This is a genomic window from Pseudomonas sp. GL-B-19 (assembly GCF_019956415.1).
GTDB lineage: Bacteria > Pseudomonadota > Gammaproteobacteria > Pseudomonadales > Pseudomonadaceae > Aquipseudomonas.
Genome location: NZ_JAHBDK010000054.1, coordinates 1 through 13,544 on the forward strand (window position 1 = coordinate 1; position 13,544 = coordinate 13,544).

At 59.7% G+C, this 13,544-nt stretch carries 13 protein-coding genes; 7 read left to right on the forward strand and 6 right to left on the reverse strand.

Going from position 1 to position 13,544, the window contains the following annotated elements:
* Nucleotides 1-158: 158 nt before the first annotated feature.
* Nucleotides 159-617 carry an Lrp/AsnC family transcriptional regulator gene (locus KGB06_RS21560; RefSeq protein WP_223519364.1) on the reverse strand — a complete coding sequence of 153 codons (459 nt, stop codon included), beginning with the start codon at nucleotides 615-617 and terminating at the stop codon, nucleotides 159-161.
* Between the two features lie 163 nt (nucleotides 618-780).
* Between KGB06_RS21560 and yedA the strand changes: the two genes are divergently transcribed.
* Both yedA and KGB06_RS21570 read left to right on the forward strand, forming a co-directional pair.
* Nucleotides 781-1,707 carry a drug/metabolite exporter YedA gene (gene yedA / locus KGB06_RS21565; RefSeq protein WP_223519366.1) on the forward strand — a complete coding sequence of 309 codons (927 nt, stop codon included), beginning with the start codon at nucleotides 781-783 and terminating at the stop codon, nucleotides 1,705-1,707.
* Between the two features lie 78 nt (nucleotides 1,708-1,785).
* The gene (locus tag KGB06_RS21570) at nucleotides 1,786-3,120 is read left to right on the forward strand and encodes a DEAD/DEAH box helicase (protein ID WP_223519368.1); all 1,335 of its coding nucleotides are present in this window, start codon (nucleotides 1,786-1,788) and stop codon (nucleotides 3,118-3,120) included.
* A gap of 137 nt (nucleotides 3,121-3,257) precedes the next feature.
* On the opposite strand, the gene KGB06_RS21575 is transcribed toward KGB06_RS21570, so the two are convergent.
* Both KGB06_RS21575 and KGB06_RS21580 read right to left on the reverse strand, forming a co-directional pair.
* On the reverse strand, nucleotides 3,258-4,499 hold the full coding sequence (locus tag KGB06_RS21575) for a TIGR03862 family flavoprotein (protein ID WP_223519370.1): 1,242 nt from the start codon (nucleotides 4,497-4,499) through the stop codon (nucleotides 3,258-3,260).
* Nucleotides 4,500-4,795: 296 nt separating this feature from the next.
* Complete coding sequence (locus tag KGB06_RS21580; RefSeq protein ID WP_223519372.1) at nucleotides 4,796-5,716, reverse strand: histone deacetylase; 921 nt, start codon at nucleotides 5,714-5,716, stop codon at nucleotides 4,796-4,798.
* A 78-nt stretch (nucleotides 5,717-5,794) separates the two neighbouring features.
* Between KGB06_RS21580 and KGB06_RS21585 the strand changes: the two genes are divergently transcribed.
* The 3 genes from KGB06_RS21585 to KGB06_RS21595 all read left to right on the forward strand — a co-directional run bounded on the left by KGB06_RS21585 (nucleotide 5,795) and on the right by KGB06_RS21595 (nucleotide 7,933).
* Entirely contained in the window at nucleotides 5,795-6,364 is a 570-nt protein-coding gene (locus KGB06_RS21585; RefSeq protein WP_223519374.1) for a GNAT family N-acetyltransferase, read from the forward strand.
* Between the two features lie 109 nt (nucleotides 6,365-6,473).
* The gene (gene tesB, locus KGB06_RS21590; RefSeq protein WP_223519376.1) at nucleotides 6,474-7,343 is read left to right on the forward strand and encodes an acyl-CoA thioesterase II; all 870 of its coding nucleotides are present in this window, start codon (nucleotides 6,474-6,476) and stop codon (nucleotides 7,341-7,343) included.
* On the forward strand, nucleotides 7,340-7,933 hold the full coding sequence (locus KGB06_RS21595; RefSeq protein WP_223519378.1) for an HAD family hydrolase: 594 nt from the start codon (nucleotides 7,340-7,342) through the stop codon (nucleotides 7,931-7,933). The genes tesB and KGB06_RS21595 overlap by 4 nt, the downstream gene beginning before the upstream one ends.
* Nucleotides 7,934-8,058: 125 nt before the next feature.
* On the opposite strand, the gene KGB06_RS21600 is transcribed toward KGB06_RS21595, so the two are convergent.
* Nucleotides 8,059-9,018: an alpha/beta hydrolase gene (locus KGB06_RS21600; RefSeq protein ID WP_223519379.1), complete on the reverse strand. Its 960-nt coding sequence runs from the start codon at nucleotides 9,016-9,018 to the stop codon at nucleotides 8,059-8,061.
* The gene (locus tag KGB06_RS21605) at nucleotides 9,019-9,906 is read right to left on the reverse strand and encodes a neutral zinc metallopeptidase (RefSeq protein ID WP_223519381.1); all 888 of its coding nucleotides are present in this window, start codon (nucleotides 9,904-9,906) and stop codon (nucleotides 9,019-9,021) included. It lies immediately after the preceding gene.
* 277 nt (nucleotides 9,907-10,183) lie between these two features.
* Here KGB06_RS21605 and KGB06_RS21610 point away from each other — a divergent pair, with 277 nt between their 5' ends.
* Together KGB06_RS21610 and KGB06_RS21615 are read left to right on the forward strand one after the other, a co-directional pair.
* Nucleotides 10,184-10,960, forward strand: coding sequence for an IclR family transcriptional regulator (locus tag KGB06_RS21610; RefSeq protein ID WP_223519383.1), 777 nt, complete (start codon nucleotides 10,184-10,186; stop codon nucleotides 10,958-10,960).
* Between the two features lie 231 nt (nucleotides 10,961-11,191).
* Entirely contained in the window at nucleotides 11,192-12,070 is an 879-nt protein-coding gene (locus KGB06_RS21615) for a DMT family transporter (protein WP_223519385.1), read from the forward strand.
* Nucleotides 12,071-12,119: 49 nt separating this feature from the next.
* Here KGB06_RS21615 and KGB06_RS21620 read toward each other — a convergent pair whose 3' ends face one another.
* Complete coding sequence (locus KGB06_RS21620) at nucleotides 12,120-13,430, reverse strand: MFS transporter (RefSeq protein WP_223519387.1); 1,311 nt, start codon at nucleotides 13,428-13,430, stop codon at nucleotides 12,120-12,122.
* Nucleotides 13,431-13,544 lie beyond the last annotated feature (114 nt).

A 13,544-nucleotide genomic window follows, 5' to 3' on the forward strand; every position in this document is an offset into this window, starting at 1 on the left:
ACCGATATGTGGCGCGCTACAACAATGTAAGGCGCCACAGCTACAACGGTTACCACTCGCCGGTAGCGGCAGAAAAGATGGCGGCGTGAGAACCGAAAACAATGTCCAAAATTACTGGACCAGATCAGGCTCACTCCTACAGGGGATCTCCACCTGCCTTAGATCGTCTTGCCATTGCTTTCGATGTGCCCCAACGGCACGCGCTTTTCTATCGCGCTCGAAAGCACAATCGACGTCTTGCTGAACCCGAATTTGGCAATTCGGTTGATCAACTCTTCCAGCTCCGGCATCGAACCCACCGCCGCCTGCATGATCACGCACGGATCGCCGGTGACCCGGTGGCACTCGGTCAATTGCGGGATTTTGATCAAGTCGTCGTAGGCCTTTTGGTTGCCGTGCTGGTTCAGGCGCAGTTCGATGACGCACTGGATCGGTAAACCGAGCTTGGCCATGTCGACTTTCGCCTGGTAACCGGTAATCACGCCACTGGCTTCCAGTTTGGCCACACGCTCGGCGACGGCCGGGGCGGACAGGTTGACCTTGCGCGCGAGGTCGGCGTAGGACGCACGGCCGTTTTCCAGCAGGGCGCCGAGGAGCATGCGGTCGTATTTATCCATCGTCGTGCACCTGAAAAATGACTGACTTTCGAAAGCACGGTTTATAACGCCGATCTCCGTGTTTTGAAAAGTGTACTGGCGCTATAAACAGGTTTTGTAACTTATTTTTCGCCGTTGGCCTTTCTAGAATAGCTGTTCACATTGTCCTGTCATCGAGTTGCTCATGCCTGGCTTACGTCGTTTTCCCTTACCGTTGATCGCTGCTTTTTTCGCGTTGTACGTGATTTGGGGATCAACCTATCTGGCGATCCGCATCGGTGTGGAGTACTGGCCGCCGTTGTTGCTCGCCGGAATCCGTTTTGTGGTCGCCGGGACGCTGATGTATGCCTTCCTGCGCTGGCGCGGGGCGCCGACACCGACCTGGGCGCAGTGGAAAGCGGCCGGCATGATCGGGATCTTGCTGCTCGCTGGCGGTAACGGCGGAGTCACTGTGGCCGAACACATGGGGGTGGCCTCCGGTGTGGCAGCTTTGGCGATTGCAACGGTGCCGTTGTTTACCTTGTTGTGCGGATATTTTTGGGGCGCGCGTAATACCCGTCTCGAATGGGCCGGGATTGCGCTCGGTCTGATCGGCATTGCCATGTTGAATCTCGGTTCGAACCTGCAATCGAGCCCGCTGGGGGCGACGTTGCTGGTGCTGGCGGCGGCTTCCTGGGCGTTTGGTTCGGTCTGGAGCAAACACTTGCCGTTGCCCGAGGGGGCGATGGCCAGCGCTGTGGAAATGCTGGTCGGCGGCGTAGTGCTGCTGATCGGCAGTGCACTGAGCGGCGAGCATCTGCAAGCCATACCGCCAATCGAAGGTTGGGCAGCCCTGGCGTATCTGACGTTCTTCGGCTCGATTATCGCGTTCAACGCTTATATGTATCTGTTGAAAAACGTGCGTCCGGCGGCGGCGACCAGTTATGCCTACGTCAACCCGGCCGTGGCGGTGTTGTTGGGCATCGTGTTTGTCGGCGAGACCATCGGCATCGAAGAAGGGCTGGCAATGCTGGTGATCATCAGCGCCGTGGTGTTGATCGGTTTACCGCAGTGGCGCCGGGCGCCTGTGCAGCCGGCTGCAGTCGCGCCGACAGAATCCCGTGTGAATTAGGGTAAACTGCGCGCCATTGCATCTTGTTTTGCACACTTGTTTTGAAAAACCCGCGCTGAATTTTCCTACGGTAATCCCATGACTTTCGCCACCCTTGGCCTGATCGAACCCTTGCTGCGCTCTCTCGAGACGCTCGGCTACCAGACCCCGACGCCGGTTCAGGCGCAAGCCATTCCGGCGGTGCTGGCCGGTCGCGACCTGATGGCCGCCGCCCAGACCGGCACCGGCAAGACCGCCGGTTTCGCGTTGCCGTTGTTGCAATTGCTGGCCATGGAAGGGCCGAAAGTCACCGCCAACTCAGTACGCGCACTGATTCTGGTGCCGACCCGCGAGCTGGCGGAACAGGTTCACGAAGCCGTGCGTCAGTACGCCGAGAACCTGCCGTTGAGCACTTATGCGGTGTACGGTGGCGTCAGCATCAACCCGCAAATGATGAAACTGCGCAAAGGCGTCGACCTGCTGGTGGCCACGCCGGGCCGCTTGCTCGACCTGTTCCGTCAGAACGCGCTCAAGTTCAATCAGCTGCAAACCCTGGTGCTGGACGAAGCCGATCGCATGCTCGATCTGGGCTTTTCCGAAGAACTGGGCAACATCTACAAGGCGCTGCCGAAGAAACGTCAGACGCTGTTGTTCTCCGCAACGTTCTCCGATGCGATCCGCACCCTGGCCGGGCAGATGCTCAACGATCCGCTGAGCATCGAAGTCAGCCCGCGTAACGTAGCAGCCAACACGGTTAAACAGTGGGTTGTGACGGTCGACAAGAAGCGCAAGCCGGAGCTGTTCGTTCACTTGCTGCGCAAAGGCAAGTGGAAGCAAGTGCTGGTGTTCGCCAAGACCCGCAACGGTGTCGACGCTCTGGTGGAAAAACTCCAGGGCCTGGGCATCAATGCCGACGGCATCCACGGCGACAAACCGCAGGCCACGCGTCAGCGCGCGCTGGACCGTTTCAAGGCCAGTGAAGTGCAGATTCTGGTGGCTACTGACGTCGCAGCCCGTGGTTTGGACATCGAAGATTTGCCGTTGGTGGTCAACTTTGACCTGCCGATCGTGGCGGAGGATTACATCCACCGCATCGGGCGTACGGGCCGAGCGGGAAACACCGGACAGGCGATTTCGCTGGTGTGCGCCGATGAAGTGAATCTGCTGTCGGCCATCGAGACGTTGACCCGTCAGACATTGCCTCGGCAGATGGAGCATGACTTCGAACCTGAGCACCGCGTACCGGATACCGATGCCAGCGGTCAGGTGGTCAAGAAGCCGAAAAAGCCGAAGAAGCCAAAGACCTCCAGTGGTGGCAAGCGCAACCTGGGCAAGTGGGTTGAGAGCGGGGATGCATCGGCGCCGGAGCCTTCGATCAAGCCGGTGCGAAAAGTGCCGGTGTTCAATACCGGGCCGCGTAAGCGTAAGCCTTGATCGCGTAATGATCGTTCCCACGCTCTGCGTGGGAATGCCTCAATGGACGCTCTGCGTCCGCTGTTGGGACGCAGAGCGTCCCGGGCTGCGTTACCACGCAGAGCGTGGGAACGATCAGGCTGGGCTCAACTCGGTCTTCAAGCCTTGCGCTTCAACCACTCCACCATCCCCATCCCCGCCGCCCGACCGCTGGCGAAACACGCGGTCAGCAGATAGCCGCCCGTCGGTGCCTCCCAATCCAGCATCTCCCCCGCGCAGAACACGCCAGGCAGTTGCTTGAGCATCAAGCGTTCATCCATCGACTCAAACATCACGCCCCCGGCGCTGCTGATGGCTTCGTCCAGTGGGCGGGTTTTCACAAGCGTCAGCGGCAATGCCTTGATCGCTTTGGCCAACAGTGCCGGTTCGGCAAAGCAGTCGGCCGGCGTAAGTTCACGCAGCAATGCGGCTTTGACCCCATCAAGGCCCAGTTGACTGTGCAGGTGTTTGGACATCGAACGTGAACCGCGCGGCTTGCTCAGCGCTGCCTGCACTTTATCCACAGGCTTGCCCGGCAGCAGGTCCAGATGAATGGTCGCCGAACCGTTGAGGTTGATGGCTTCGCGGATCGGTGCCGACAAGGCGTAGATCAGACTGCCTTCAATCCCGGTCGACGTGATCACGCATTCCCCGAGCCGTGGCACGTCGTCATTGAGGCCGATGGCGATGTTTTTCAGCGGCGCGCCGGCGAATTTACTGACCATCAATTCGCTCCAGGCCTGCACCTCGAAGCCGCAATTGCTCGGTTGCAACGGGGCCAGTCCTACGCCGCGTTGTTCCAGCGGCAGCATCCACGCGCCGTCCGAACCGAGGCGCGACCAACTGCCGCCGCCGAGGGCCAGCAGGGTGGCGTCAGGTGAAAGGTTTTTTACACCGTCGGGGCTCGACATGTTCAGGCTGCCGTCGGCATTCCAGCCGAGCCAGCGGTGGCGGGTGTGGATAACTACGCCGGCGTCTCGCAGGCGTTTGAGCCAGGCGCGCAGCAGGGGCGCGGCTTTCATATCGGTTGGAAACACCCTGCCTGAGCTGCCGACAAAGGTTTCGATGCCCAGGTCATGAATCCATTGGCACAGCGCGTCGGCGCCAAAGGATCGCAGCAGCGGCGCAATCTGCGGGGCGCGCTCGGCATAGCGCGAGAGAAACGCCGGGTAGGCTTCGGAATGGGTGATGTTCATGCCGCCGACCCCGGCCAGCAGGAATTTGCGTCCCACCGAAGGCATGCCGTCGTAGAGGTCGACCTTGACCCCGGCCTGACTCAACACTTCAGCCGCCATCAGGCCGGCAGGGCCGCCGCCGATGATGGCGACTTGAGGGGGGAGGGCGGTGGAGGATTGGGTCATGGAATGCGCTGCGGTTTGGCGGATTGAAGCCGGGCATTCTACCAGCACGGATCCCTGTGGGAGTGAGCCGGTTCCGGGCGGCGTTCCGACGATAGCGGTGGGTCAGTCGGCATTGATGTTGAATGTGAGGGCCCTATCGCGAGCAGGCTCGCTCCCACAGGGGATTGATGATGGGTTCAAGATGTGGTTAAAAAACAACCACCGTTGTGTAGCCTATACACCGTATGGGCTGTAGACCCTTTCACTCAGGTTATCCACAGGCAGTTCCACAGGCATTGTGGGTAAAGGCCCATAGCTCAATGACAACCTGATGACTGCCAGACCCGTTGCGCGCTGTGATGCAGGATGCCATGTCGGCGCGCCAAGGCCTTGCGGTCCTTGCTGTAACCGCCACCAATCACCCCCACCACCGGAATATCCCGGCCCAGACAATGACGCATCACGCTTTCATCCCGCGCCGCCACGCCTTCGTCCGTCAGTTTCAAATAACCCAGGGCATCGTCCTTGTGCACATCGACCCCGGCGTCATACAGCACCAGATCCGGTTGATAGAGCGGCAGCAAATAGTTGAGCGCATCGTCGACTACTTTCAGGTAGTCGGCATCGCCCATGCCCTTGGGCAGCGGGATGTCCCAGTCACTTTCGGCTTTGCGTGCAGGAAAATTCTTTTCGCAGTGCAGGGAAACCGTCACCGCGTCCGGGGTGTTGTGCAGGATCCGTGCAGTCCCGTCGCCCTGATGCACGTCGCAATCGAAGATCAGCACCCGATTCACCCGGCCACTTTCCAGCAGGTAATGGCTGATCACCGCCAGGTCATTGAAGATGCAGAAGCCGGCCGGGTAGTCGTAATGCGCGTGATGCGTGCCGCCCGCCAAGTGACAGGCCAAACCGTGCTCCAGCGCCTGTTCCGCCGCCAGCAACGAACCGCCGACCGCGCGCACCGTGCGCTGGGCCAGGGCTTCGGTCCAGGGCAGTCCGAGGCGCCGTTGGTCTTCACGGGACAACTCGCCACTCATATAGCGTTCGATATAGGCAGCGTCATGGGCGAGGGCGAGAATCTCCGGAGGACAAAGCGCCGGACGCAGCAGGTCGGCGTCCCGGGTCAGGCCACTGTCCACCAAGTGATCGCGCAGGAGGCGAAACTTATCCATGGGGAAGCGGTGATCCGCCGGGAACTCGGGGCTGTAGTCTTCGTGATAAATCAGCGGCAGCGGCATGATGATTTCATGTAGGAATGAGAGAAGGATCCTACCAGCGTTGTAGACTTGCGGCATGGAAACGGGGGGGGGAACGCAATGGAGCCAATACTGGAACTCGAAAGCGCGCGACTGTTGTTACGGCAGTGGCGCGATGAGGATTTGCCGGAGTTTGCGGCGATGTGTGCCGATCCACAGGTGATGCGATATTTCCCGGCGCCGTTGAGTCGGTTGGAAAGTGCCTCGCTGATCGGACGAATACGCGGGCATTTTGCCGAGCATGGTTTTGGCCTCTGGGCACTGCAACGCAAGGACACCGGCCAGTTCATCGGGTTTACCGGCCTGGCTGTGGTGGGTTTCGACGCGCCATTCACCCCCGCGACCGAAATCGGCTGGCGCCTGGCCCGCGAACATTGGGGCCTGGGTTATGCCAGTGAAGCGGCGTGGACCGCGCTGCGTTGCGGGTTTGACCGGTTGGGGCTGACAGAAGTCGTGTCCTTCACCACCCAAAACAACACGCCTTCAGAGAAAGTCATGCAGGCGATCGGCATGCACCATGATTCAGCCGATGACTTCGAGCACCCAAAGCTCGCGGCCGACCATCCCCTGCGTCACCATGTGCTGTACCGCATCACCCGTGAACAATGGCTGCAAACCTTGCATGGATAAGCCGACGCGGACGTTTACAATGGCTCCCATATTGTTGGCCCGGGCCAGAAATTGAATCGACCGTCGCAGCCAAGACTGCGCGGCAATGTTTTGCGTGAGGAGAGTCTGAATGAGCCAAGTGTTGGATGATCTGGTCGATTTACTGACCCTGGAACCAATCGAAGAAAACCTGTTCCGTGGGCGCAGCCAGGACCTGGGTTTTCGCCAGTTGTTCGGCGGTCAGGTGCTCGGCCAGTCACTGTCGGCGGCCAGTCAGACAGTCGAAGAAGCGCGCCATGTGCATTCGATGCACGGTTATTTCCTGCGTCCGGGCGATGCCGGGTTGCCAGTGGTGTATCAGGTTGACCGGGTTCGCGACGGCGGCAGTTTCAGCACGCGCCGGGTCACGGCGATCCAGAAAGGTCATCCGATTTTTACCTGCAGCGCCTCGTTCCAGTACGACGAAGAAGGCTTCCAGCACCAAACCGAAATGCCGGTTGTGGTCGGCCCGGAAAACCTGCCGTCGGAGCTGGAGCTGACCCAGCAGCGTGCACACTTGATCCCTGAAAAAATGCGCGAAAAACTGCTGTGCCCGAAACCGATCGAATTCCGCCCGGTGACCGAAAAAGATCCCTACAACCCGCTGCCGTCCGACCCGATCAAGTACGTATGGTTTCGCGCCGACGGTGCCTTGGCCGACTCGCCGGCATTGCACAAATATCTGCTGGCCTATGCGTCGGACTTCGGTCTGTTGGTCACCTCGATGCAGCCCCATGGCAAATCGGTCTGGCACAAAGACATGCAGGTCGCCAGCCTTGATCACGCGCTATGGTTCCACCAGGATCTGCGCGCCGATGACTGGTTGCTCTACGCGATGGACAGCCCGTGGGCCGGAAATTCCCGTGGCTTTAGCCGTGGCAGCGTGTTCAACCGCGCCGGGCAACTGGTGGCCTCGGTCACGCAGGAAGGCCTGATTCGTCATCGCAAGGATTGGGCATGAGCCTGGCCGAGGTGCGTCACTGGGTGTTCGACATGGACGGCACCCTGACAGTGGCCGTGCATGACTTCGCGGCGATTCGCGTGGCATTGGCGATCCCGGCCGAAGACGACATCCTGACGCACCTCGCGGCATTGCCGGCCGATGAAGCGGCGGCTAAACATGCGTGGCTGCTGGAGCACGAACGTGATCTGGCGCTGGGTTCGAAACCGGCCCCAGGTGCAGTGGAGCTGGTGCGTGAGTTGGCCGGGCGTGGCTATCGCTTGGGCATTCTGACGCGCAATGCCCGGGAGCTGGCGCACGTCACGCTGGAGGCCATCGGCCTGGCGGACTGCTTCGCGGTGGAAGACGTGCTGGGGCGTGATGAAGCGCCGCCTAAACCGCATCCCGGTGGTTTGCTGAAACTGGCCGAGGCCTGGAAGGTGCCGGCGAGCGAAATGGTAATGGTCGGTGATTACCGGTTTGATCTGGATTGCGGGCGGGCGGCGGGGGCGCGGACGGTGTTGGTGAATTTGCCGGATAACCCGTGGCCTGAGCTGGCTGATTGGCATGCGGCGGATTGTGTGGCGTTGCGGGAAATGCTGTTGGCTTGAGGGCCCCATCGCAAGCAGGCTCGCTCCTACAGGGGATCTCTATGGAATACAAAAACTGTGTCCGCTAGAGATCTACTGTAGGAGTGAGCCTGCTCGCGATAGCGCCAGATCAGGCACCACCCAACTCACTGCCCAAACAACGCCTTCTGCCCCTCGGGCGACGTAAACATCCCATCCCCGTTATGCCCAACCCCCGGCACGTCGACCAGTTGCTGGTTCACCCCGCGAGGGTTGCGACGCAGCAAGTAGTCGAAATAATAGTGCCCGCGAGTCAGGCGATTAGCGCCCTGGGCTTGCGCTTCGCAACCTTTATCCAGCGCCGGATGCTGCGGGTCGATGTCTTGCTGTCCGAGCAGATAAGTCACGTCACGCTTGACGTAATTGCCTTCAATCTGCGGCGCCGTTTGCCCACTGGCATAGAGGGGTAAATCCGTCAGGCCATACTTCCAGCGGTTAAAACCGGGGCATTTCGCGTGATCGAACGCCACGGGTCGCCGCTCATCGAAATACGCATACGAGGAAGGGTTGGCGACCACATAACGGACTTTCACACCGGACGCAGTGAGCGTCGGTTGGTCGTGAGCCAGCAATGCATAACGCTGAACCACTTGCGCACCACCGGAATGACCGGTAATGACGATTTGTTTCACGTCCGGAAACTGTTGACGGTCGCTGACTCTCGCGATGATCTGATCCAGTGCCCCATAGGAGCTCAACGCAAACGGGGCGGTGGATAAACCGCCCTCCATCCAGTCATTGCCCTGCCAGCGCAGGACGGTGTCCGCCACTGGATGCAGGGCTACATCGGTTTCGTTGAGAAATTGTGGGGCGATCACCAGCGTGGTTGCGCTTTGTCCTGCCAGTTCAGCCGCCTGCTCGGCGCTCTGGCGGTAGGTTTCAGAATTGCGCAGTCGGCCATGAATGATGATCAGCACACGTTCGATTTTCGCAGGCGCCGGGCCGATGCCTACCGCCATCTCGCCTTCTTTGAGTAACAGCCGGCCGGGGCTGAGTTCTTTGACCCCATGCTCGGCGGCTTGGGTACTTGCGCAGGTAAACAGTACAGCTAACAGCCACTTATTCATTTACAGGTTTTTCGCCGCAAAGGTATCGCACTGGCCCACCTGGCCTTGTGCAAATCCGGTTTTAAACCAGCGCACTCTTTGCGCTGACGTGCCATGGGTAAACGAGTCCGGTACCACGCGGCCCTGACCTTGCTGCTGCAAGCGGTCGTCGCCGATGGCGTTGGCTGCGTTCAAGGCTTCTTCGATATCGCCGGGTTCCAGCCAGTTCAGACGCTTTTGCGCATTGTTGGCCCAGACCCCGGCCAGGCAATCGGCCTGCAATTCCTGGCGCACGAGTAAACCGCCATCGCCTTCCATCTGCCGGCCTTGCTGGCGGGCGGTCTGAATTTTCGCTGAAACGCCGAGCAAGGTCTGAACGTGATGTCCGACTTCGTGAGCGATCACGTAAGCCTGAGCGAAGTCGCCGGCGGCCGCAAAGCGTTGTGACATGTCCTGGAAGAACGCCATGTCCAGGTAGACCTTCTGGTCGGCCGGGCAATAGAACGGACCGGTCGCTGATGTCGCCAGACCACAGGCGGAATTGACGCGATTGCTGAACAGCACGAGGGTCGGGTCTTTATATTGCCGGCCTGCCTGCTGGAAAATCTGACCCCAGGTGTCTTCGGTATCACCGAGGATCGAACGCACGAATTCGGCGCCTTCGTCGTTTGCGGGTGGCGCCTTGCGAGTTTGGTTGGTGGCCGGCGCCGATTGCTCGCTCATTTGCCCGGTGAGCTGTCCGAGGATCTGCAGCGGGTCCTGGCCGGTGATCCAGCCGATGCCGACAATCAGAATGATCGCGGTCAGGCTCAAGCCCTTGCCGCCACCGAAACGCATCCCGCCACCGCCGACATCATCACCACGGGCATCGACCACGTTGTCGCTGCGTCGGCCTTTTTTCCATAGCATGTGGGAATCCTCTGATTGTCCGTGGGGATGAGTGTTGCTGGTGTGCGGGAGCGACGCCAGTCCGGTCGTCCGGGTTTCTGCGTGTGCCAGCATGCACTGTAGCTTTGCGGCAGGGGGAACCTTGCAGACTGTAGGAACATGGATAGCCCATCGAATTCCGTCAGACGATGGGTTTTTCTCAAATGAGTGATGCCTGTGCTTGTCGACTGTTCAGTTCCAGATTTCGCGTTATATGGTTCATCTTCTAGAATCAGGCAAATTGAGTTTGGAATCTCCCATGGCCGGCAGTCAGATCGAACGTGTTTTCAGCGTGCTGGAAAGTCTTACCAGTGACCCTCGCGGCCTGCAGATGCAGACGCTGGCGGAACAGCTGGATATCCCTAAAAGCGCGACCCATCGCTTGCTCGCCGAGCTGATCCGCTTGGGTTATGTGCGGCAGAATCCGGAGAACCTGCGCTATCACCTGTCGACCAAACTGGTGGCGATGGGGTTTCGTTATCTGGCGGGCAGCGGCGCCGATATCGTACAGCCGGTGCTGGATCGCCTGGCTCAGGAGACCGGTGAACTGGTGCGCCTGGGCGTCATTGAGGGCGAGCGGCAGATCTGGATCGCCAAGTCTCAAGGTGCCCGGTCCGGCCTGCGATACGACCCGGACATGGGCCGCGATGCGCCGTTGTTCTATACCGCCTCGGGCCACGCGTGGCTGGCGTGCATGAGCGATGCCGAGGCGTTGTCGCTGGTAGAACGTCAGGGCGGTGAGCGGCCGAAGGACCTGGGGCCGAATGCGCCGCGTTCCAACATTGAATTGCTGGAACGTCTACGTCTGGCGCGCGATCAGGGCTATGCCTGGGTTGAAGAGAGCTCGGCGGTGGGCACCTCGGCGATTGCTGCCGTGGTGAGGTACCCGAGCGAGGGGCGGGTGATCGGGGTGTTGAGCATCGCCGGGCCCAGTGCGCGTATGCCGGGCGCTCGATTGCATGAGTTGGCACCGCTGTTGTTGACGTTTGCCGAAGAGTTGTCGGCGGCGAGCCTTGCTTCAGAGTTATTCAGTTAACTCGGGCACACCACCACTCCATTGTGGGAGCGAGCCTGCTCGCGATAGCGGACTTTCAAATAGCTGAAATGTTGAATGTGAATCTGTCATCGCGAGCAGGCTCGCTCCCACAGTTTGATCTCTGTTCATCTGAAAACTGTGCGTTGTTCGAACACTTTCGGCCTATGCTTGTATAGGAATCTGGAACCAGGTTCTAAATTATTGGAATTCGCCAGGCGCAAGGGAACCCATATGACCGTCAGCACCCCGCTCTCCGGCGTAAACCGCCCCTTCAAAGGGATTTTGCTGATCGTTCTTGCCACCTTCCTCTTTTCCAGCCATGACGCCTTGTCGAAATACCTCTTGGGCTTTTACCCGATGGTCATGGTCGTTTGGGCGCGTTATGTGGTTCACACCTTATTGATGGCCGGGATTTTTCTGCCGCAATCAGGGCTGGGCGTGCTGCGTACCAAGCGGCCTTTGCTGCAGACAATGAGAGCGTTGTGCCTGTTGGGCACCAGTCTGTTTTTCACCACTGGTTTGCAATACATCCCGTTGGCCGAAGCCACGGCGGTCAACTTTCTTGCGCCGGTGCTGGTCACCGCGTTATCGGTGCCGTTGCTGGGTGAGCACGTCACCCGTGGCCAATGGATCGCGGTGATTTGTGGATTTATCGGCGTATTGATCATCGTCCACCCAGGCGGTGATCTGTTCACGCCTGCGGTGCTGTTGCCGTTCTGCTCGGCGCTGTTTTTCTGCCTCTATCAATTGCTCACCCGCAAGCTCAGCAACATCGACAGCCCGACCACCAGTAACTTCTTCGCCGGCCTGTGCAACACCTTGGTGATGTGTGTGCTGGTGCCGTTCTTCTGGAAAATGCCAACCCTTGGGCATGGCTTGATGATGGTGGCGTTGGGTGCTTGCGGGATGACGGCTCACTTGTTTCTGACTCAGGCGTTCCGCTATGCCGCGCCCGCGCTGCTGGCGCCGTTCGGTTATTGCCAGATTGTGTTTGCCGGGTTGCTGGGCTGGCTGCTGTTTTCCCACACACCAACCCTGACCACCGTGGTCGGGATCGCGGTGATTTGCTGCAGCGGGTTGGCGGCAGCGTGGCAACAGAGTCGTCGGTAGGAGAAACAACAAGGCAGGCCTGGAATCAGGCCTGCCTGGGGAAGGGCAATTACTCGGTAACGGTAGGAATCTTGCGCGGTGCCATGAAGTACATCCAGGTCAGGGCGATGAAGTACATCGCCGGGATCAGGGTGAAGAGCACGGTGTAGTTGTTGTTGGTGACGGTCAGAATGTGGCCGACCAACTGCGTCATGAACATCCCGCCGATGGCTGCGCACATGCCGCCAAAACCAAATACCGTACTCATCATGTGTTTAGGCGTGTAGTCCATCACCAGGCTCCAGATGTTCGCGGTCCAGGCCTGGTGCGCGCCGATGGCCAGGGAAATGGCGGCCACCGCGACCCACAGACTGCTCGAACCGGCCGCCATGATCACGCCGATGATGCAGCAGGCGAACAGGAACATGGACATCAGCCGCGCCTTGATCGGGTTGACTCCGCGACCGATCAGGAACGAGGAGAGGATCCCGCCACCGACACTGCCGAAGTCTGCCGTCAGGTAGATGATGATCAGCGGAATACCCATCTGGGTCACGTTGATCCCCAAGTTGTATTGTTGATTGAGGAACGGCGGCAGCCAATACAGGTAGAACCAGAACACCGGCGCGGTCATCGCGTAAGCCAAGGCAAAGGCCCAGGTGCCACGCATGCGCAGGATTGTCGAAAACGATACGCGGGATTGTTCCGGTTCGACTTCGTTCTGGATGTAGTCCAGCTCTGATTGTTTAACGCTTGGATGATCTTCCGGGTTGAAGTACTTCAAGCCCCAGAACAGCAACCAGATACCGCCCAGCGCCGACATGCACAGGAACGCAGCCTGCCAGCCCCACACGTGGAGGATCAGCGGCAACAGCATCGGGGTGAACATTGCACCGACGTTGGTCCCGGCGTTGAAGATGCCGGTGGCCACGGCGCGCTCGCCGGCAGGGAACCACAGCCGCGTGGTTTTCACGCAGGCCGGGTAGTTGGCGGCTTCAGTCAGGCCGAGGATAAATCGGCAAACCATAAAGCCGACTGCCGAGGTGGCCAGGCCGTGAGCACCGGTGGCGATGCTCCAGAGCAGCACCGCGCAGAAGAACACGCGCTTGACGCCGACCCGGTCGATCAATCGGCCTTGCAGCACGAAACCGATGGCGTAGCCGACCTGGAACCAGAAGTTGATGTTGGCGTAGTCCATCGCCGTCCAGCTCATTTCCTTGGCGAGAATGGGCTGCATGACGCCGAGGGCGGCACGGTCGATGTAGTTCAGGGTCGTCGCAAAAAACACCAGCGCCAGCATGCCCCAACGGGTTTTGCCGACCGCCATGGCGCCACGGATCTTGTCGCCGATGCCGCCGATGCCGCCGATGGCAGGAGTCATGGAGGAGCGCTCCACGGGAGAACTTTGAGAAGGAGTCATGTAGTCCACCGATTGTTTTTATGTGGTGTTCTGGGGCTTTGGTAACCGAATCCGATGGTTTATGACCGGGCTCAA